We start from the raw sequence: 21,274 nt of genomic DNA on the forward strand, positions 1-21,274 counted from the left end.
TGCTCGAGATACGACAAATGATTTTTGCTTATGCACCTGAAATGGAAGAGGTGATTCGCTATAAGATGTTGAATTATGGTAAAGATGATAACTATGTCTTTGCCTTAAACGCACAAAAACATTATGTTAGCCTTTATGTAGGAACAATCGATAAGGTAGAAAATGCAGAAACCTTATTATCGGGCTATAATTATGGAAAAGGTTGCATTCGCGTTAAAAAATCGTTAAAGATTAAAGATACGGGATTGGAACAATTTATCCATAAAACAGTTGATATGTGGCGCGCCGGTGAGGATACAGCCTGTTAATAAGGAGCAATAAATATTGTAAGAAAATCCGGGTGGTCATCTTCTTCTTCATTATTTTGTGACGATCATTATTTAATTTGTGCAAGAAAATTACATACAAAAGAGGAAGTCAAATTCCTAAGAACTAACTTCCTCTTGATTAATAGTCTCTTAATAAAACCTCTTAAATCCTTCAAAATGTTTTTTCCAATACGATTCATTCACATTTGATATTACTACGCCGTTATCTGCAGCATGTATGAATTCATTGTTCCCAATGTAAATTCCAACATGAGAAATACCAGATTTATAGGTTCCTTCAAAGAATACTAGGTCACCAACACTAGGTGTATTTACGTAATAGGAGCGCATATGGTAACCTTCACTTGAGTAGCGATTCGTATCTAATCCTGCTGCCTTATAGGCATAGTATATGAATCCACTACAGTCAAATCCACTAGGTGTAGATCCGCCCCATGCGTAACGTGTTCCCAATTGATTTTTAGCTACTTTAATTAACTCATCTACATTATAGCTGCTGTTTGTTGGTGGGGTTTCTACTTTAGGAGCTTCTACTTTACCACCCTCGCCAATATTTAGCTTTTGACCAATATAAATCATATCTGATTTCAAGCTGTTCCATTTCTTTAGGTTTGCTACTGTAACCTTATATTCAATTGCAATTCTTGACAAGGAGTCGCCTGACTTCACTGTATACACAGTAGTGGTTTGGCCCGGTTCTTCTTGAGGTTCAGCTGGTTTCTGTGGTGTGGGGTTACTTGGCTTTTCTGTAGTTGTAGTTGGTTTACTTACAACGAACACATTACCAGGGTATATAAGAGTTGAATTTAAGTTATTCCATTTCATTAAATCATTAAGCGAAATCTTATGTTTCGATGCAATACCACTAAGTGTATCCCCAGATTTTACAGTGTATGTAGTAGCTTTTGATGTACTTGGTTGTTGGGTCTCTTTTTCAGTTTGCGTGTTGTTACCAGGTGTATTGTTAGTAGAATCTTTTTCTGTCTTTAGGACTTGATTCGGAAAAATAATATCACTTGTTAAGCTGTTTATAGTCTTTAATTGCGTAACAGTAATATCATGTTTTTGAGCAATCTTCCACAGTGAGTCTCCACTCTGAACTTTATACAAGCTTGCTGCATCAGTCTCTTCCGCACCAATAAATGCAGAGGCAATAAATGCAGTTGTAGTCACGGACAAATATATTTTCTTTTTACCCATCTTTTGTACCTCCTTGCAAATCTATTAATCTAATTAAACATTATACTATAGGTTTGTCTAGGTTTGTAGATTAATGTGGAAATAGAGGAATAGATATCCATTGTTAAAGGATGCATAACGTGCAATTGATCATTTCTTGTCGGGTATGTAAAAATAATAGCAAAAATCATATAATATAGATTAGTGATTACAGTCAGTTTATTGAGTGTAAAGGAGCAGTCATGAATACTTATGTATATCCAGTAGGTCTATTTATTACTTTTATTACGTTACTAGTAGTTATCAGCTTTTTCGTTAAATTGATTATGTATGTTACTAAAAAGAAGCCCTTTCCTAAGAAATTATTTATCACATCTTTAATAGGAATTGTAGTAGGTTTCGGTTTGATAGGTTATACCAAATACTTTTTTACATTCGATAACTTGAATGGTGAGTTTTTTAGGGGACCTGTTGATTCTCCCACAGGAAAATTTACTGCAAATGCTTATTATATGACCTATGGTGGAGCTGCTGGTGGTGTAAATGTATGGGTTGAAATCACCTATAATGAGGAAAATAAGAGAAAGACAGTCTATTATAGTGATGCAAAAAGTAACTTCTCTATGGTATGGAAGGATGAAGATACGTTATATATTGTGAATGAAGAGCCTACCTATCCAAATTCAAGTAGAAATATTGAATTGGTGATTGGCAAAGATATTTATCATGATAGCGGTCTAGCATGTAGGAGTTTACTGATGAAAAATGAGTATGAAACTTGCTATCAGAACTAATAGAGCTTTAGAGAACAATCGGAGTGCTGGTTGAACGTAAAAATGAAAGGTACCCCAAGGTTATTTGGATATTTTGAGGAAAACGTGTACAACTCATGCATCAATAAAAGGCAAGCATCCTGCATACCATATATCCAAAAAACATATTGAGGTAGTTGAATCACTAAAAAATTCTGAAAAGTCCACTCGTTTACTGTATAGTTAGGATTAAGTACAAAGGATATCTTCTGAACAGTTATAGGAGATGAGAGGGGAATTATCATTGGGTAGAATTATATTAACTACGGAAAGTGGCGCGGATTTACCTTTAGATTGGACTAGCAAACATTCTGTCCAAGTGGTTCCGATGCACGTTATCATGGGTGATAAGGATTATTTAGATGGGGCATTGCCGGTCGAGGATATATATGAATATTATGAGCGTACCAAGAAAATTCCCTCCACAACAGCTACAAATGTTTATGAATATGAGCTGTTCTTTAAACAGATAAAAGCGGACAATCCGGGATGTGTCATTATCCATATTGGATACACGTCTAAGGCCTCTTCTTCCTTTCAAAATGCCATTATTGCATCGGAAGAGTTGAATGATATTTACCTAATTGATGCGTTGAACGTTACAGGTGGACTTGCTGCTATTGTGATGTATGCAGTAGGTTTAGTAGCAAATGAGCCCACGATTGATCCTGAAAATTTAGTAAAAAAAGTCGAAGCCATCGTGCCGAAATCCAGACTAGCTTTTGTTCCTGGCAGTCTAGAATTTTTAAAAGCAGGTGGAAGAGTTAGTAACCTTGCTTATCTAGGAGGAGCCTTGTTAAAAATTAAGCCTTGTATTGAATTAATAGATGGTAAGCTCACATCTACTAAAAAATACCGGGGGAATATGAGCTCAGTCACCGAAAAGCTTATGCAAGACTATTTAAATCAATACGACATCGATAAAAAACAAATTTATTTAATATATTCCGTTGGCCTAGATGAAGAGATTAAGGTGAAAATGACGGAAATCGCAAAAAAATATGGATTTGAAAATATCAGTTGGATACAAGCTGGCGCGATGATCTCTACCCATGCTGGACCAGGGGGATTTGGAATTGCTGGATTAGAATGTTAAAAAATAAGGAGAGTAAAACTTTTTAAAAAGACAATACGTCAAGTTTAGCAACTCATAGTTATCAATGTTTTTTTAGACAATCATTTTCTGGATGTCTATTTTTATTTTAATTGTAAAGTGTTCGTATTTTATTTTAGTAATATAGATTTGACAGCACAAGGCATTCAGTTTCTTTAAAATGTTACTATTTAGCCATATATATGTATACACTTTAATAATGACCTTTACAGGAGGCGATTGTATGGATGTGCATGATGCAATTAGGGCCCGGCGAAGCTTTGGGCTTGTGAAGAGTGACGAGGTGGAAGAAAGTATTATTAAACAGATACTAGAGGCTGGAACTTGGGCTCCAAGCCACTTTAGGACAGAACCATGGCGTTTTTTTGTTTTGCAAGGAGAAGGGAGAAGACGACTTGGGGATGTACTACTCAAAATAGCAAAGAATAGTGGTGAGACAGACGAGAAAAAGCTTGAAAAGGTTCAGTCTAAGCCGTTTCGTGCACCGGTAATCATTACGGTTGCTGTTGAACCAAGTGAGAATCCAAAGGTCATAGAAATAGAGGAGTTTGGTGCTGTTTACGCATGTATTCAAAATATGTTGCTAGAAGCACATAGCTTGGGACTGGCAGGATTCTGGAGAACCGGAAAGCCGACATATGACCCATTAATGAAGGAGTTCTTTGGTTTGTCTGAAAAGGGTGAGGTTTTAGGCTTCCTTTATTTCGGCTATCCATCACGGACCTTTCCTACTGGGAAACGAAAACCGTTTGAAACAGTTACAACATGGATAAATAAATGAAGGCATTTTCCTATGTCCCATAAATTGCTAGAGTTGTCCCATATATGTAAAGTAGTGTCCCAAATAAGCCAGGTAATGTCCCATACATGTATAGTATTGTCCCATACAATTAGGTATGTCCCATAAATGTAAAGAAGTGTCCCATAAATTGCTAGGAATGTCCCATAATTCGTAGAGTAGTGTCCCAAATAAGCCAGGTAATGTCCCATAAATGTATAGTAATGTCCTATACAATTAGGTATGTCCCATAAATGTAAAATAATGTCCCCTACGGTTAGGTATGTCCCATATATGAAAAGTAATGTCCCAATCTACAAACGAGGAGACAACTGGGACTACACCTTACATTCATACCAACCTATAATTTCAACTTAAAGCCAATACATTGAGTAAAATCAAAGTATTGGCCTTTTTGCTTCGTGTCGTTATAAAGGTAAGAATGGGAAAAGCCAGCAGAATCTAAAACTCAATCCAAAAAATAGTACTAAAAATTTCATTTACTGACCATAACCGAAGTAGTTTATAATAAAAGGATGTCCTAAAGAATAAGTAGAGTAGATTTCTCTGAATTTACGAGAATAATAGTAGGTGAGTACAATCGATGTTGTTGAAACTCGGGTGAGAGGTTTTATTTCAGATATCCAACACCCTACACAAAAAAAGAAAATTAATATAAATGATCTAGAGCTCCAGTTGCGTAGGCTATTAGATGATTATTTTGAAATGGATGGTTATACACTGTTTGTTCATGCGATTGAAACGTTGCAAGCAGAAGGACTTCTTACTCCCATTCGTAATAATCAGTACAATGGAAGAACCCCAGTTCTTTCCTTGTTTTATTGGGTAAATATGAAAGTTCATGAAGTCAAATGGGATCGTCTCGAGATGATGAAAGCAAGTGATACGTTTGATTTTTCTTTCTATGAACGGTATCCCGAATGGCAAACAAGAGACGAGTGGAATCGAATCCAAAAAATCTATCAGTTTCTTCAAACTAGCCAGGATAGGGAAATTGTGTCAGTCGAAGAAAGAAGTCTGGAGCTTTTTGGACATGAAAAATTCTTACTAGATAGTGAGAGTTTTCCTGAGGGAAAAGGCTTCCTGACTAGAATTGGGATTTCTGAAGAACAGCTTAAAATGGTACACTACGGAGAGCCATTTGTATTTTGGATCAAACAAGGAAAAGAGATGAAAGATATTCAAAGAGTCCTTATTGTTGAAAATCTATCATTCTTCCATACCTCAATCAAGTTACTGGAAGAAAACGAATTAGATTATGAACCTGAATTAATTATTTATGGTGAAGGGACAAAAATCGAACGCAGTTTTTCTTTTTTCTTTCGAATGTTTCCATCTAAAAACTACCTTTTCTACTACGCAGGAGATTTGGATGCTGCAGGATACGGTATTCTCATAAGACTTATTGAAAAATATCCAGATTGCACGATTCAACCAGCCTTAAAGATTTATCGCAAAATGCTGGAGTGTACAGACCAACAGAATAAGCAAAAAAGTGGTCAAACACAAAACACTCACTACCGTAATGCATTTTTGCAATGGTTTACGGAAGAGGAACAAGAACAATTGCTAACATTATGGCAGGAAAATAAGCGGGTCCCACAAGAAGTTCTAACAATAGAAACATGGAGGAGATGGATGTGAACGAATCATGGGAAGGATTTGCCCAGCGAATGCAACGATTAAATCCACTGTTTGAGCTTGGAAGGGGAATGGAAGTAGGGGAGTTGAAGCCTCATATTCAAACGATTCTCATGCAAGTGCTTCTCCTCATCTTTTACAGAGAATTAAATGATGATGACAATAGACGAAAATCAGATATCAAGTATATGGTTGAAGAATCTATTAAACAAATGAAGCTATTAGCGGATGAAAAGCAAATTGAACGAATAACCAGTGGTCTGCTGTATCAGGGGAAAGAAGAGTATAGTAAACCATTTGAAGCACTATATTACGATGAAATAAAACAATCCTGGGAAACGCAAGTGTTTCGTTATGTCACAATGGATGAATTATATACGAATTTAGAGCTAGGCGGACAGATTGTATATAAGCTTACAGATGTAGCGCAAGAAATGATTTTTATGAGCAGGGAAATGGCTGAAGAATTCTCGATCACAATTGAACAACTCTATAGTATGCAGTTGATAAAAAATGGTAATTTTCGGAAAGCTACTCGAAACCTCGATCACCTCATTTCACGGGTAAACCGCTTAATGGCAAATGAATTCTCTTTTCAAAAGGAAATGACCAACAATCCCAAAATATTAATAATTGAAGAGGAAATGCAAAGGGCAGACAATCGTATTGAGATTGAAAAGCAATTTGAGGAAGAAAAAAATCACTTTCGTACCATCACTAGTATGATTGAAAAAACAAAACAAAGAAATCACGAAGATAATCTTATCCAGAAAGAGTTGATTCTTCTACAAGAAAAAATTGGCCATACAAGACAATTACATGATCGTTTTGCCAAACTAGTGATTCAAAACATTTCATATGAGATGAAACTAAAGGTAGAAAACCCTTCCCTGTTTTGGGAAAACAGCTTGGTTTCGTTCCGAGAGCATTTTTACGAAAACTGGGTTATGAAAGAAGGCGTCAAATCATTTGCCTCTATTGAACACATACTATCACCTTTATTTTCACCGAAGAATGAATTTATTTTACCCCTTGATTGGATTTGGGGAGAACAAGAATTCAATGATATACAATCAAAAGATGTAGAGGTTGAGGATGAAGTAGAAGAAAGCAATACTCAAAAGCGAGTGACTGATTGGAATTCTGTTATTTCTGCATGGAGTTATGTGTTTCAATATCTACAAACTTATAGAGAATTCTCATTAGCAGATTTAGCAGACCTTCCATTAGAAGTACAGGATCTATGGTTTGAAGAATCAGAGACGATAGATTTATGGATGATGTTTGATAAAAAGCCATTGAAGGTTCAAGTATTGCATCGAAAGGAAGAAACATTAAGTGATGAGAGGGAAATTCTTCTATATAAATTGATGCAGGAATACCCACAATTCCAAGTGTTTGAAGGCTTAAAAATATATACGGAGTTTGACCACCGCGCAGCGCCTTTCCAGTGGTATCGTATGAAAATTACCCCATTTAAAATATGTGTAGAGGAGGGGAAATGATGAATGCAGAAGCAGTAAAAAAAGCATCAGCTGTTTATTTCACGTTATTAAAAGATAAGGTCATAGACGAATCAAGCGAACATTTTCAGACATATTTTGAGCCAGAAGTGAGACAGACTGTCCTTTTATTAGCAGACGAATCAGGTACATACATTATTGAAGCGCCAAAACGGATTCAATTAGTTGTGCAACCAACTGGTTCTGTTTTTGCAACGAATTTCACTCATATGAAAGACAAGCATAAGCAAATTGAAACTAAGAAACATTTTCATTTAATGAGTATTATAATGATGTCTTTTTTAGCTACAATCGACCGCAACCAAGCTGCAAAGGTTCGAACGAAGCGGGAAGGAATAAGCTACTATGCATTAGAACGACAAGTGAATGATCTTATAACGAATTGGGATAGCATTCTTAAGTCGAAGCCAACATTTGGAGAAGAAGAGCGGATAGATATGAAGGAAGTCGTGACCACATGGAAATACATGGAGGTTGACACAGATGATTATGGGTTGAGAAAAGGGAATAGACGGACGAGAATTGGGTTAATTGCAAGTAGCATGCGACTTTTAGAGACAGAGGGGTTAATTGTTATTCTCGACCGGGATGAAATCCCTAAGGTAATTCCAAAACAAGAGCTATTTGAACGAATAGAGTACTTGTATCATGATTATGATCGGTATGAAGTATTTAAGAAATTAATGACTATAGAGGAGGATGAGCATGCCGAAAATCTTTTCGATTAGAATTGTTGGCCTGAAGTATGATGGCATGCAAAAACAATATAAAGACACTACCTTTAATTTTAATAATGATGAAACCTCAACAAATGGCCTCATTGCAATGATGAATGGTGGCGGAAAAGGGGTGTTCCTACAAACAATCTTCCAAATCCTTAAGCCAGGTACATCTTGGGGAAAACAAAACAATCGTTATTACCAACAATTCTTTTTTAATAATAAAGAACAATTTGTCCCGTATACCTTTCATGTTCTCATTCAGTGGGAGTTGGATGGAGCAGACCAGCGACATCTGATTACAGGTGGAATGTTCTCGGCCGAACAGCGAATCTCAATGAATGAGGAAAGTGGAATCGAAACGAAAACATTGGAACAAGAAGCAAAGATTATTCCTACTATCACGTTTTATACAAAAGAACTAGAGCGTAAGGAAGAGGCAGCACTCGAGCATATTCCACTCTATGAAAATGATGAGGTTGCTGAAACTGAGAGTCTGAAAGATTATTTAAAGTGGAATGGATATGACGTTTACCGAGATACAAAAAAACATCATCGTATCCTTGATACATACGGAATTAACCGTAAAGATTGGGATATTATGAAAGAGATTAACAAGGATGAAGGTGGAGTTGGGAAATACTTTGAGGGAGCAGAGGATGATCATTCCTTGTTTCAAAAACGTATCATTCCAACTGTTAGCGGGGTCTTGCATCGTACCGAGCATCAAAAAAATGATCTTGTGGAAATTTTTAAGAGCCAGGCTAGTATTGCGAAGGATTTGCCAGTCCTTTTAAAGCGCGAGCAGGCGCATAAAGAGTTCCTAGAGGACATTGTCCCATTTGAAGAGCATGTAGCGATTGGAGTAGAGCACAAAGAAATTATTAATAGCAGTATAAAAGTAGGTAGACAGTTGCTTGGTGCGTTGGAGCATGTAAAGCAGATTGAAGAAGAAACCCAGCTTGTGTTAGAACAGGACATGGATAAACTAACAATTAAGCAGGAAGAACTACGCTTTCAAAGAGACAATCTTGAGTATGCTAGGGCCCACCGAGAAGTCATGAATTGGGATAAGAAATTACTAGAAGAAAAAGAGAAACATAGTTTGCTTCAAGAAAACGTAAAAGAAAAACTGGAACGAAAAGAACAGTTCATTTTTCAGCTTCTGTTAAAAGAGTGGAGTGAAAACGAACAAAGTATTCATGTTCTTTCACAGCAGATAGCAAAATTGGAACAAAATAGTGGCTTAGAACAAGTGAATCAAAGAATGGATGAAATTAAAGAGGAAGCTACTAGTCAATGGGAGAAGGCTTACAAATCGATACAAGAAGCTCTTACGCAATATGTTGGCTATCAAAAGTTCTTGAGGAATAACGAAAAAGAGCTTTCTAGAAAAGATAAACAAAAAACGAGAGAGATTACGAAGCTTAGTACCGAAATTGATTTTCTATATACACAAATGCATTCCTTCGAGTCAAAAGAGACAGAACTTATTAAAGAGTTTGGTGATCGATTAACCTATGACTTACAAGGTTTACATGATAGTTTCACCAAACAAATTGAGGATAGAAAAACAAGAATAGAAGATTTGAAATCGAAGGACAAAGAATCTAGCGAAGTGCAAAATCGACTTGCGACATCTCATGGTACACTCGTCCAAACGATTTCTTACCTAGAGAATAAAATACAAGAATTAAAAATAGCAAAAGATAAGCAAGATATACGAGAAGCAAAACTAGTCGAGAAGCTACATGGTTTGTTAGAACATGTTACAGTGCCGTTCACTCATTCGCTACTATCAAAATATGCGATTGAAATCGAAGAGCTGCTTAGCCAAAATAGACTACAAAGCGAACAACTAAAAAAAGAACTGTGGGAAACACAAATCGACCATTCGTTAAATGATGAACCCTTCTGGATTCCGAATAAAGATGTGAAGGATTTAAAAGAATGGATTGATGAGAAGACGGGAATTGATGTATTTTATGGAACACAATTCCTCCAATCATTAACGCCCGAAGAAATTGCGAAATATATGTTAACTTATCCACTCCTTCCATACGGGTTAGTCGTAAGTGGGCAGCAATGGCAAAAAATCAATCAACAAGTCCTAACAGGGAGAATGTATAAGAGTCCTGTTCCAATATTTTTACGTGAGGAAATGACTAACGAGAATCATCCATTTTCTTTTGTCATCATAAACGGGACTGAGCAAGAATTAGTAAACGATAAGAACAACTTTACGAACTGGAAAATAAAGATTGCGAAACAAATAGATGAAAAGAAAGAAACGTTACGTGAAGTTGATAAGACGGAAGCAACTCTTCGTAGTATTTTAAAAGAAATTGATCGATTTTTATCAAAGGAACTTTCAAGTGATATTGAAAAAGCTCTTACTCAGGAACAAAATGTTCTTCTATCTAAGAAAACAGAATTACAAGAGATTCGTTTACAAGAAGCTAAGGAAAAAGAACTCCAGCTTCAACTAAAAGAACAATTGGAAAAAACGATAGCAAAGCTTGAGAAGCTTGGTAAAGATGTGGAAACAATAGAAGGTTTTGAAAAAGAAAAAACACTTTATCAAGAAAATAAACGGGTAAAACAAGAGAAAGAGAAACAAAAGGAAGCGTTGAGTACAGAGCAACAGGAACTAGGAAAAGAGCACCAACAGATTATTGAACTACAAAACAAATGGAATCAAACCTATGTAGAATGGAAGCTTACAACCGAACAAAATATTAAAGAAGTGGCATTCTTTATTAAAGAAGCAGAATTTCCTGCAAATGAGAAAGCGGACGAATCTGAAGAAGTACCACGTTTATCATTACATTTGTTAGAAGAGATAAATGGAAGTATCGAGGAGCTCAAGCAACTTCAAAAGTCAAAAGAAGAACAGGCACAGGAATTACTTATTCTTCAAGCTAAGAAAGAAACAGAACAAAAGCAACAAGTGAAAGTAGTGAAAAAACTTACTACTCAACAAGAGGATTGGAGACAAGCTCCAGTACCAGATGAGCCGATGAGTATAATTGAAAATATGCTACAAACATCTCAGAAGGAAGCAAAAACTGCTGAAAAGGAAGAACGTGAACAAGGCACAGTTGTTACAGTAGCAGAAACATCTTTACAGCATGCAATTGAACAACGTGACAAAGCAGGAAAGAAAATTGCGAAGCATGAAAAGCAACCGGAAGAATGGGAAGAGCTTGATTTAGAAGTAAAAGATGTTGAAATAAAAGATCAAACGAAACAAACGAAAGACGAAATCAAAAAGATCGAGAAACAACAAAAAGAATCTGAAACGAACATTGCTGGGTATGAAGGAGATATTTTAACTCTTTCCGTAATCCTAAAAGAAGAGGCAGCACCATTTACCGACCAAGAAGTAGAAAAAATAAAAACTCAGGGAAAAGCAGGTATTTTATCCTGGTGTGAGAAGCATCAAGCCCTTCAAGAAGCAGGACAAGAAAAGCATGCGAAAATTGATCAAACATTACGAAACCTAAAGCTACTAATTGAAGGAAAGGATTGGGAGGTTCGCTTTAAAAATGAGGTATTAACGACACTTGATCATATGGACACGAGACACTATACACATATTCAAAGTATCGTTAATAATATGAAGCGTTTTTCAAAAAGTGGATTAGAGCAATTAGAACGAGATAAGGAACGAGCAGAAAAAGCCCAAAACTTCTGGGCTAGTCGTGCAAGTATGAAAGTGATGAGTATATCGGAAGCCATTCGTTCCATGATTTCAAAGATGAAATTGAAAAACGAACGAGGCACGTTTCCACTTGTCCAACTCAAAGAAGATATCTTACCTAAAAGAGTGGAAGATATCGAGCCGCTATTAAAGCAGCACTTTGTTTCAGCTATCAACAAAATCACCAAACAATTTGAGTTGATTGATGAACAAAATCGAGCGTTGGATCATGAGATAAAACAACTGATCAGTGACGAACAAATTTTATTTGTCTCTCTTCGGAATCGTTATCCAGAGTTACTTGTGTATAATATGCGAACAGATAATGCCTTCATGTACGGAAAACCACATAGAGAGCATTATTCAACCTGGCAGACGATTAATCAAGGTTCTAAAACGAAGTCAGATGGTAGTGGAGGTCAAAAGTTATCAGCACGTATGGTAATGATGATGATGTTACTTTCTGTTAAAAGCGAAACAGACCAAAGCTGGGTGCCTTTAGTCTGTGATAACCCGTTTGGACAAGCTGCTTCTGCACATGTCCTTGACCCAATATTTGCGGTAGCGGAAAAACTAAAATTCCAATTTATAGTTGTCACACCACCTGAACTTGTGAAGACTGAAATTAGCCAACGTTTTGAAGCCTATTATAAACTTGACTTCATTCGAGAAAAAGGCAAAGAAATTGTTTCAGACACGATTGTTCCTGCGTTTCGGATTTTCCAAGGTGAAGAGGTTGTTCAGTAGGTAAATACAGTGTAAACCACCTATCCGAGAGCAATGCAAAATCGATTCTGAATACGGGTAACAAACAGTAAGCCAATACTTTGAATTAATCAAAGTATTGGCTTTTGACTGTTTGACGATATGTAAGAGTTTTAGTTTTACCCTTCTACTCTATTACTTACTGCTTGCTCTTGTTTGCTTATAATCTTTTTATATGCAAGATTCGCTGAGGAGAGAATGACAAGACCTAATGCACTTACACTAAAAAAGAATCCTAAGCCGGATATAGTGGTAACAGCAAAGTAAACAGCAACAAATCCAAATATGATAAATAGACTAGGAATCGGACTATAAATCGTTATAAGAAGTGAATTTTTTATGTGGGTTTTCAAAGGTTGATCAAATTCAACATAGGAAGCCAATGTATAACAAATGATGAGAACATACGTACAACTCATAATAATGCTTGAATAAAAGAGAAATGCAGATTTTTCAATAGATGTAGATTGTAAAAAAGTGATATTCATATACAGAATAAAACCGATAACTACGATTAGTAATCCTAATTTATTACTGGTTAGAAACTCTTTTTTATAATACTGCCAAAAGGTTTGGAATAGCGGTGGGTGATTCTTGATAAGAAACTGTCGCAATGTAGCTAACATTGCAATGGTTGCTGGAAAAAAACCAAAAATACCGAACCCGGTTAATGTAAAAAGAATCCATAATAGATTGAGATAAGCTAGTCTCGCCACCCATTCACAAAAGGTAAGAATGAAACCTGAAAAAGCTCCTAATTGCATCGTACTCCCTCCTTAAGAATAATATATCACGCTAAAAATGGTAACGTTTTCTTTTTTTGAAATGAAGTAAAAAAATTATCTAAAAGGTAAAAATAATGCAATTTTATAGTCAGGATATTCAGCAAAGATTTTTATAAGTGGTAAAGTAGTAAAAATTTTGTCAATAATGTAAAAATTATTTATTGTTGAAAGCGATTACAAAAACTATACTTAGTCTACATTACGATTACGAATCTACAAAAAAGAAGAAGAGGTGAAATTATGAGTAGTGGAGTAAAGCTCCAGCAAGAACTTGTACAAAAAACAAATAATAGAGTACGCAAGCGAGCAAAAAAAGGGAAGAGTGGTCCGTTTAGTGGATGGAAGGAAAACTTATCCGGCTATGCATTTATTGCACCGATGTTTATTGGGACTTCTGTATTGGTATTATTCCCTATTCTCTCTTCGTTTGTTTTAAGTTTCACAGATTGGAATTTCGTAGCGGGTTATCAAAATGCTAAATTTGTAGGTTTCGAGAATTTCTCGAAATTATTTACTAATGCATTATTCATTAAGGGATTACTCAATAATATTATCTTAATTTTAGCGGTACCGATTACTTTACTATTATCCCTAGGATTAGCGGTAATCATTAACAAACATGTGTATTTGAAGGATCTGTTCAAAATAATCTATTTTATGCCGTTTATCTCGAGTATTGTAGCCGTTGCTGTTGTCTTTCAAGTGCTCTTCCATCCAACGAAAGGTCCAATTAACCAATTACTTATGTCGTTGGGAGTTGATAATCCACCGGCTTGGATTGCGGACGTTTCTTATGCCTTACCGTCCGTTATGTTAATTATGATTTGGACGGGAATTGGATTTAATTTAATTATTTATTTGGCAGGATTGCAGAATATCCCAAAGGAATTGTATGAAGCAGCACAAATGGATGGTGCTACTGCGTGGTCTCAATTCACAAAAATTACAATTCCATTAGTGTCACCAACTACATTCTTATTGTTTGTTACCGGTGTTATCTCAAGCTTTAAGGTGTTTGATCTAATCATTGTTTTAACGAATGGTGGACCAGCGAATTCAACTATAACACCAGTTGTTTATTTGTATCAGCAAGCGTTTATTGAACTCAAGACCGGATATGCTTCAGCGATATCATTAGTAATGTTTATCATTATTTTACTTATTACCTACATTCAATTTGTTGGTCAGAAAAAATGGGTGAATTATTAGATAGAAAGGAGCAGTGCAGATGGTAGCAAAATTAGATATGCGTAAATTACTCACGACAGTCATAATGGTTATACTTGGAATTGCTTTTCTAATGCCATTCTTGTGGATGATTTCTGCTTCTTTAAAAGTAGAAGAAGATGTATTATCGTTTCCAATCAAATGGATCCCTGAAACGTGGAATGTAGTTGAAAACTATAAAGAGGTTTGGACAGGCTCAATGCCGTTTTTACTACTATATTGGAACTCTATTAAGGTTACTGTTCTTACTACCTTAATCTCATGTACGGTTTCATGTTTAGCGGCATATGGATTTGCCAAAATCAATTTTAAAGGAAGAGATTTGATCTTTTTAATCGTATTGGCAACCTTTATGATTCCACCTCAAACATTATTAGTTACACAATTTCTACTATATAGATGGGTTGGTCTTTATGATACACACACGGGTCTCATTTTATTAAATAGCTTTAGTGTATTTGGAACCTTTATGCTACGCCAATTCTATCTCGGAATTAGTAACGAAATTATTGAATCAGCGAGAATGGATGGAGCAGGTCATCTTAGAATCTTTGCTTCGATTGCATTGCCATTAGTAAGGCCAGCAATCGCAACATATGCGATATTACGTTTTATTTGGACCTGGAATGATTTCCAGAACCCATTAATATTCCTTCGATCCAAAGAATTATATACCATTCAACTTGGTGTACAAAGTTTCTCGGATCAACATGGTAGCGTTTATTCCTTAATGATGGCGGCTTCTGTATCGGCAATCCTGCCGTTATTGATTATCTTCATTATCGGACAGAAAAACGTAATTGAAGGGATTCAGCTTGGTGGGGTTAAAGGGTAACAACGGTATGTACTCTCTTAATCTAGATGGAGAGTTGATATACAATTAAAAAGTATAGGGAGGGTTTTAAGATGAAAAGATGGGGGTTATTATTACTAGTTGGCCTTTTTGCAATGATTTCATTAGTAGCTTGTTCAGAAAAGGATGATGCTTCAACTGAAGAAGGGTCATCTGATAAAGAAGTAACGTTAAAATTTGTCCACTGGGTCAATGAAGATGTAGGTAAATGGGAAAGTGTCATCTCAAAGTACGAAGAAGCGAATCCGGGAATCAACGTTGAGTCGATCCCACTTGTTGAAAATATGAATTCACGAGATTATTTTAAACAATTGGATTTAATGGCCTCCGCAGGAGATGATATGGATTTAATTTTGTTCTCCAATGTAAGTGATTTAGTCAAACGTATTGATGCAGGTCTAGTTGAACCTATCAATGAATATCTAGATGCTGAGGGAATTGATATCAATACAGTTTACAATAACACGTATCCATCTGTAGATGACAAGTATTATGGTTTGCCAATGAAAAATGTAACCATGCTTGTGATGATGAATAAAGCTCATCTTGATGAAGCGGGCTTAGAAGTTCCGACAGATTGGACGTGGGAGGACTATGCAGAATATGCTAAAAAGTTAACAACAGATGATCACTATGGTTCTTATTTCCACACATGGCATAACTTGTTTTCTTCTTTAAAATTAATGAGTAAATCGGAGGGTACCATGATATTAAATGAGGATGGTACTTCAAATGCAACCGATCCGATGCTACGTGCTTCACTTGAATTACGTAATCAATTAGAAAATGTTGATAAGTCTTCTGTTCCATTTACTGAAATTTTATCGCAAAAAATGGATTATCGTCAGCAATTCTTTAGTCAATCAGCATCAATGATCCCTATCGGAAGTTATATGGTAACAGAATGGGGCCAATTTACACCAGAATTTGAAATCGCTTGGGCACCATGGCCAAAAAATAATGCAAGTGACGAAGCTCTAGTACCGATGAATGGGGATTTAATTTCGATCGCAAAATCTTCAAAGCATAAACAAGAGGCATATGATTTCATGCGTTGGTTGTCAACTGAGGGGCTACTTGAACAAGGAATCTGGATACCATCGTGGGCGGAAACTGATTTTGATAGTATGTTAGAAACAGTGGTAAATGGAAGTGCAAAACCAGAAGCAATTCATATGGATTCATTGAAGTATACCCTTTCTAAAGCTAAGCCATCTAAACCAATTGCACCACCACCATATATTACAGAAGCTGATACCGAATATACTGCAGAGGTGGAGTTATATCTCCTTGGTGAGCAGGATTTAGATACAACAATGAAAAATGTAGAAAAAAGAATACAAGCACTTGTAGATGCCAACCAATAGTTAGAATATTCATGATATAATAGAGGGAAAACAACTGTTTTCTCTCTATTTTTATTTTTAAAATTTTGAAGTGGTGATAGATAATGAAGGTGTTTTGGAAAAAAATAAATCAAATGTCACTACGAACAAGGTTAATTATTTCTGTTATTCTTTGTATTTTGATTCCGTGGGTCAGTACCTATATTGTTTCAAACTATTTTACGAAGGATGTTTTAGAACAACGTGCAGCAGAACAATCTGAAGATGAATTACGAATGATTGAATTAGGTATAAATAATATATTAGATGATATTATGTATACATCAAACTATATACAATTTGATTCTAATATGAGTCAGTTACTAAAATCCCATGAGTTTATCGAAGCAGGGTCACCCACCGCAAAACAAGAAATTGCACTTAACTATATCCATATTTCGAATGAATTATCGAGTATTACTGATTTACTTATGCCTCTATATATAACAATCCTGTTTGAAAATGATCTTTTTTACACGAACTACTCACTAGTAGATTTTAACCCTTTGCAATTCAAAGAAAGAACATGGTTTGAAAAATTGGAAAACTTAAGCTTTTACGAAACCTTCTGGCTAGGCGCACACTCTACCTTCATTCAATCTGAGAGAGAAACCGATCCTTATCTAATTACAATTGGGAGAAGAATTCAAAAAGCGAATTCTTCAAATATGTATTTAATTATTAGTTTAAAAGAAAAGGAAATCAAAAAGCTGTTAAGTCAATACCAAAGTGATAAAAGAGCGAAGTACTATTTGACTAATAGTGAAGGAGAAGTCTATTCAAGTTTGAATATGGATGAGATAGGAGGGGAATTGCCATACAGTGTAACAAATTCTAATTATCAAATTGTTAAATATGAGGAAGAAGATCATTTAATGGTTTCTTATCCAGTTTCGTATTCGAATTGGAGATTGGTTAGCCTTGTACCTTATAAAGACACAATTGGCTCTATTAATATGGTAACTAGGGCAACTATTATCATTCAAGGCGGGTTTTTAGCATTATTTTTAATTGGACTTATTATGCTTGTACGAGAATTTACGAAACCGATCGGTAGATTAAATTTTGTTACAAAAGCCATCAAACAAGGAGACTTATCAGCGAGAATACAGATTTCAGGCAGTAACGACGTTGCCGAGGTTGGCCGATCCTTTAATCATATGTTGGATACGATTGAGGACATGATAGAGCAGATAAAAATACAGGAGGAAGCGAAGCGAAATGCAGAATTAGAAATGCTTCAAGCTCAAATAAACCCACACTTTTTATTTAATGTATTAAATGCCATTCGCCTTAAAATAAAAATGGAGGGTGATACTGCAAGCAGCTCGCTTATTTATTCTTTATCAGCGCTTTTAAGAATGACAATAAATCGTAATAATGCTTTTATTCCATTAGAAGAAGAGATCGCAATTGTAAAGCATTACGTAGATTTAATGAATTTCCGCCATCAACATGATGTAGAGTTGAAGATTGATGTGAATGGAGCAACCTCAACTATCGAAGTACCAAGGTTTTTCTTACAACCAGTCATTGAAAACGCTATCATACATGGAGATAATAATGGCAAAGAAACGATTGAAATACAAGCTAACATACATAATAATAAGCATCTTCACTTACTCATTACAGACAATGGTAAAGGGATGGATGAGCTTACATTAGAACGATTGCAGAGTAGAGTCTATCAATCAACTAGTGATAAATATGTCAACAATTATCAATCGTTTAATGGAATCGGACTGCAAAATGTCTATCAAAGGATGAAATTGATTTATGGAGAAGATTTTCATATGGGAATAGACAGTATTGAAGGAGAAGGAACAATTGTTACCTTTCGAATTCCAGTGGATAGGGAGTGAGTAGGATGTATGATGTAGTCTTGGTAGATGATGATGTGATAGTTATTGAGTTTTTGAAGAGATTTATTCCTTGGAATGATTATGGGTTCCGAATAGTTGCACATTTTCAAGATAGTACTCTTGCTTATGAGTATCTGCAGGGAAATGCTTATGATGTATTGATTACTGATATTGGAATGCCAAAATTAAACGGTATAGAATTAATTGAGCAACTCAAACAATCAAAAGTTAACTCGTATAATATTATCCTTTCCTGCCATGACGAATTTCGCTATGCACAACAAGCATTAAAATTAGAGGTTTTTGATTATATTTTAAAAGAAACAATGGAAGAGAAGAATATCATTGCTTTACTAGATAGATTAAAGAATAAGCTGGATCAGGAGGCTACTTCAAATAATCAACACTTAATTGTGGCTCGTTTTTTAGAAAAGAACAACCTAACATTAAAATCAAAGCTTATTGAAAAGCTAATGAAAGAGCAGTACATTGAAAAAACGGTTTGGTTTAAAGAACAAGAGGAACTTTTGGAAATGGACTTTTCACAGGAGTACTCGACCGTATTATGCTTCATCGATCACTATCAAGATGCAATCATTTCTTTTGATAATGAAACATCACTTCTTATTAACATCAATAGTGTAGTAGAAGAGGTTCTTACCAAGTTTAAGCTAGAGGCTCAAAGTTTCTATTTGCAAAGTGAATTTTTTCTTCTTTTTAAAGGAAACATGACAAATAAAACACAATATACGATTGAGACCATAGTAAAGGAAATACATACTAAAATCAGCACATTATTAAAGATTAGTATCACCTCTGTTATCGGAGAACAACATGCGAAAGAGCAGCAACTGATAGAAAATATGAGACTATTACTAAAAAATAGAGAGCAACGCTTTTATTATCGTTATAATAGTATCCAATATTTTCGTACATTTTCTTATAAAAGTGATACTATTTTTCAAGGCTATGTAGAGATTTCAAATAGAATAAAAGAGTTACTATTAAAAAATAAAAAGGACTTGCTCCTAGAGTGTCTTTCTCATCATTTAGTTAAAGCGAAAGAAAATAAATATGCTCCACAAGTAATCAAAGATTGGGTTATTAAATTAATATATGATATTAAATTATCCTTAAATACCTTACATCATTTTGAGGCCCAAAATGTTACTATGACTGACCATAATATTCAGCAAGTGGAGACCTTTGAACATTTAGAATGTGTATTAGAAGATATTTTTGAAAAGTTGCTCGAACAAATCAAGTCAGTTAATTTGACGAATAGAAATGAAGATATATTAAAAGCCCAAAAATACGTACAAATCCACTATGGTGAAAAGATATCTTTAAATGAAGTAGCTTCTCATTTACATTTAAATCCAAGTTATTTCAGTAGAATGTATAAAAAAGAAACGGGGGAAGGTTTTGTTGAATATGTAACAAAGGTTAAAATGGCAAAAGCAATAGAGTTACTCGATCACTCAACAAAGTCAGTTGAACAAATAGCATGTGAGTTAGGGTATGAAAGTAAAAGTTACTTTTTAAGAACATTTAAAAAGTATTATGGTGTTTCTCCCAAGTCATATAGGTATAAAGATAAGGGAGTAGTTGAGAAAAATTTAGGGTGAAATGGCACTACTTCATTTTAGAACCTTAAATTATCAAAAGAACACAATATAAAAACATGGATAGCTAATTGGTTTGAAAAAGGTATATAAAGATGATGAATTTTCTAACCCCAATGGATTATGGTAAAGTTACGGTAGGGTATTTCGTTAGCATTTCTTACTTTACCTAAATGAAAAAGAATAGGAGTTAACATTATGATTAAAGTTGTTTGTAAGATTAAGTTAAAACCTGAAGTAACAATCGAGGAATACATAAACCTAGCTAAAGAGGTTATTACAGAAACTAGAAAGGAAAAAGGTTGTATAACGTATACACTGAATCAAGATATCAATGATCCATCTATCATATCAATGCTTGAAGAATGGGAAGATGAAGAGTCTTTAAATCAACACAATAACACGAAACATGTTGTGGAAATTGTACCAGAGCTTAGGAAATTACGTGAAAGTACAGAACTTAACTTATATAAGGAATTGTTATAATTCACGTGTTTTAATATAGAACCCAAAAAGCTAGAGTTATCCCTCGCTTTTTGGGTGCGTTTTAAGAGAAGGCTATGGTTTCTGTTCGTGCATACATATGAAGGGTACTAGAATGTGGTTTGCGGTCTGAAATACGAGTATTAGCAAATTGAATTCTCGCTGTATTATGTATAATCAGGACAAATATATTCGAATAATATAGTAACTGGTTTAATTTGGTTGTTGTTTTGAAGAGCGATAGATGATATTATATTTTTTGTCGCTTCGTTAAACAAATATAGTGAAGTTGACAACAAACTATTTAATATGTTAATATAATTTCACTGACCTTTTATTCGAGTTACTAACTTGATAGAGTGTACTCGTTAAAAGAAAGGTCTTGACACACTTAGAAGAAAATGATATATTAGTATAGTTGCTTTAAGGCAACTACGAAAGTTCTTTGAAAACTGAACACAATACAAGCG

General features: G+C 35.0%; 16 protein-coding genes (1 of these 16 running past the window's edge). 14 read left to right on the forward strand and 2 right to left on the reverse strand.

Annotation, left to right across the window (positions count from 1 at the left end; all coding sequences use genetic code 11):
* Window positions 1-308: the 3' portion of an iron chaperone gene (locus tag ACWNMY_RS15285; RefSeq protein ID WP_449539107.1), read on the forward strand. The gene continues 70 nt to the left of window position 1, outside the view; the window shows 308 of its 378 coding nt (coding positions 71-378); its start codon lies off the left edge, out of view; the stop codon is at window positions 306-308.
* A 150-nt stretch (window positions 309-458) separates the two neighbouring features.
* On the opposite strand, the gene ACWNMY_RS15290 is transcribed toward ACWNMY_RS15285, so the two are convergent.
* The gene (locus tag ACWNMY_RS15290; RefSeq protein WP_449539108.1) at window positions 459-1,529 is read right to left on the reverse strand and encodes a LysM peptidoglycan-binding domain-containing protein; all 1,071 of its coding nucleotides are present in this window, start codon (window positions 1,527-1,529) and stop codon (window positions 459-461) included.
* A gap of 221 nt (window positions 1,530-1,750) precedes the next feature.
* Between ACWNMY_RS15290 and ACWNMY_RS15295 the strand changes: the two genes are divergently transcribed.
* The 7 genes from ACWNMY_RS15295 (at window position 1,751) to ACWNMY_RS15325 (ending at window position 12,566) form a co-directional block, all read left to right on the forward strand.
* The gene (locus ACWNMY_RS15295) at window positions 1,751-2,302 is read left to right on the forward strand and encodes a DUF5412 family protein (RefSeq protein ID WP_449539109.1); all 552 of its coding nucleotides are present in this window, start codon (window positions 1,751-1,753) and stop codon (window positions 2,300-2,302) included.
* A gap of 262 nt (window positions 2,303-2,564) precedes the next feature.
* Entirely contained in the window at window positions 2,565-3,416 is an 852-nt protein-coding gene (locus tag ACWNMY_RS15300; RefSeq protein ID WP_449539110.1) for a DegV family protein, read from the forward strand.
* 241 nt (window positions 3,417-3,657) lie between these two features.
* Window positions 3,658-4,215 carry a nitroreductase family protein gene (locus ACWNMY_RS15305; RefSeq protein WP_449539111.1) on the forward strand — a complete coding sequence of 186 codons (558 nt, stop codon included), beginning with the start codon at window positions 3,658-3,660 and terminating at the stop codon, window positions 4,213-4,215.
* Between the two features lie 588 nt (window positions 4,216-4,803).
* A complete protein-coding gene (locus tag ACWNMY_RS15310; protein ID WP_449539112.1) occupies window positions 4,804-5,877 on the forward strand; it encodes a Wadjet anti-phage system protein JetD domain-containing protein in 1,074 nt (357 codons plus the stop codon).
* Window positions 5,868-7,379, forward strand: a complete 1,512-nt coding sequence (locus ACWNMY_RS15315) for a hypothetical protein (protein WP_449539113.1) — start codon at window positions 5,868-5,870, stop codon at window positions 7,377-7,379. The genes ACWNMY_RS15310 and ACWNMY_RS15315 overlap by 10 nt, the downstream gene beginning before the upstream one ends.
* Window positions 7,379-8,125, forward strand: a complete 747-nt coding sequence (locus ACWNMY_RS15320) for a DUF6063 family protein (RefSeq protein WP_449539114.1) — start codon at window positions 7,379-7,381, stop codon at window positions 8,123-8,125. Before ACWNMY_RS15315 ends, ACWNMY_RS15320 begins: the two co-directional genes overlap by 1 nt.
* On the forward strand, window positions 8,103-12,566 hold the full coding sequence (locus ACWNMY_RS15325; protein ID WP_449539115.1) for a hypothetical protein: 4,464 nt from the start codon (window positions 8,103-8,105) through the stop codon (window positions 12,564-12,566). Before ACWNMY_RS15320 ends, ACWNMY_RS15325 begins: the two co-directional genes overlap by 23 nt.
* Before the next feature lie 137 nt (window positions 12,567-12,703).
* Here the strand turns inward: ACWNMY_RS15325 and ACWNMY_RS15330 are convergent, their stop codons facing one another.
* Window positions 12,704-13,348 carry a YesL family protein gene (locus ACWNMY_RS15330; protein ID WP_449539116.1) on the reverse strand — a complete coding sequence of 215 codons (645 nt, stop codon included), beginning with the start codon at window positions 13,346-13,348 and terminating at the stop codon, window positions 12,704-12,706.
* Between the two features lie 261 nt (window positions 13,349-13,609).
* Between ACWNMY_RS15330 and ACWNMY_RS15335 the strand changes: the two genes are divergently transcribed.
* The 6 genes from ACWNMY_RS15335 (at window position 13,610) to ACWNMY_RS15360 (ending at window position 20,807) form a co-directional block, all read left to right on the forward strand.
* On the forward strand, window positions 13,610-14,578 hold the full coding sequence (locus ACWNMY_RS15335) for a carbohydrate ABC transporter permease (RefSeq protein WP_449539117.1): 969 nt from the start codon (window positions 13,610-13,612) through the stop codon (window positions 14,576-14,578).
* A gap of 19 nt (window positions 14,579-14,597) precedes the next feature.
* The gene (locus ACWNMY_RS15340; RefSeq protein WP_449539118.1) at window positions 14,598-15,431 is read left to right on the forward strand and encodes a carbohydrate ABC transporter permease; all 834 of its coding nucleotides are present in this window, start codon (window positions 14,598-14,600) and stop codon (window positions 15,429-15,431) included.
* A gap of 71 nt (window positions 15,432-15,502) precedes the next feature.
* Complete coding sequence (locus ACWNMY_RS15345) at window positions 15,503-16,816, forward strand: ABC transporter substrate-binding protein (RefSeq protein ID WP_449539119.1); 1,314 nt, start codon at window positions 15,503-15,505, stop codon at window positions 16,814-16,816.
* A gap of 83 nt (window positions 16,817-16,899) precedes the next feature.
* A complete protein-coding gene (locus ACWNMY_RS15350) occupies window positions 16,900-18,696 on the forward strand; it encodes a cache domain-containing sensor histidine kinase (protein ID WP_449539120.1) in 1,797 nt (598 codons plus the stop codon).
* A 5-nt stretch (window positions 18,697-18,701) separates the two neighbouring features.
* Complete coding sequence (locus tag ACWNMY_RS15355) at window positions 18,702-20,324, forward strand: response regulator transcription factor (RefSeq protein ID WP_449539121.1); 1,623 nt, start codon at window positions 18,702-18,704, stop codon at window positions 20,322-20,324.
* 195 nt (window positions 20,325-20,519) lie between these two features.
* On the forward strand, window positions 20,520-20,807 hold the full coding sequence (locus ACWNMY_RS15360; RefSeq protein ID WP_449539122.1) for a putative quinol monooxygenase: 288 nt from the start codon (window positions 20,520-20,522) through the stop codon (window positions 20,805-20,807).
* Window positions 20,808-21,274: the final 467 nt, after the last annotated feature.

This window comes from Ferdinandcohnia sp. Marseille-Q9671, assembly GCF_976954385.1.

Bases quoted from the DNA above. Each gene is read 5' to 3' on its own strand.
- ACWNMY_RS15290 (WP_449539108.1), bottom strand. From the start codon at position 1,529: ATGGGTAAAAAGAAAATATATTTGTCCGTGACTACAACTGCATTTATT.
- ACWNMY_RS15295 (WP_449539109.1), top strand. From the start codon at position 1,751: ATGAATACTTATGTATATCCAGTAGGTCTATTTATTACTTTTATTACG.
- ACWNMY_RS15305 (WP_449539111.1), top strand. From the start codon at position 3,658: ATGGATGTGCATGATGCAATTAGGGCCCGGCGAAGCTTTGGGCTTGTG.
- ACWNMY_RS15315 (WP_449539113.1), top strand. From the start codon at position 5,868: ATGGATGTGAACGAATCATGGGAAGGATTTGCCCAGCGAATGCAACGA.
- ACWNMY_RS15320 (WP_449539114.1), top strand. From the start codon at position 7,379: ATGAATGCAGAAGCAGTAAAAAAAGCATCAGCTGTTTATTTCACGTTA.
- ACWNMY_RS15325 (WP_449539115.1), top strand. From the start codon at position 8,103: ATGCCGAAAATCTTTTCGATTAGAATTGTTGGCCTGAAGTATGATGGC.
- ACWNMY_RS15330 (WP_449539116.1), bottom strand. From the start codon at position 13,348: ATGCAATTAGGAGCTTTTTCAGGTTTCATTCTTACCTTTTGTGAATGG.
- ACWNMY_RS15335 (WP_449539117.1), top strand. From the start codon at position 13,610: ATGAGTAGTGGAGTAAAGCTCCAGCAAGAACTTGTACAAAAAACAAAT.
- ACWNMY_RS15340 (WP_449539118.1), top strand. From the start codon at position 14,598: ATGGTAGCAAAATTAGATATGCGTAAATTACTCACGACAGTCATAATG.
- ACWNMY_RS15345 (WP_449539119.1), top strand. From the start codon at position 15,503: ATGAAAAGATGGGGGTTATTATTACTAGTTGGCCTTTTTGCAATGATT.
- ACWNMY_RS15350 (WP_449539120.1), top strand. From the start codon at position 16,900: ATGAAGGTGTTTTGGAAAAAAATAAATCAAATGTCACTACGAACAAGG.
- ACWNMY_RS15355 (WP_449539121.1), top strand. From the start codon at position 18,702: ATGTATGATGTAGTCTTGGTAGATGATGATGTGATAGTTATTGAGTTT.
- ACWNMY_RS15360 (WP_449539122.1), top strand. From the start codon at position 20,520: ATGATTAAAGTTGTTTGTAAGATTAAGTTAAAACCTGAAGTAACAATC.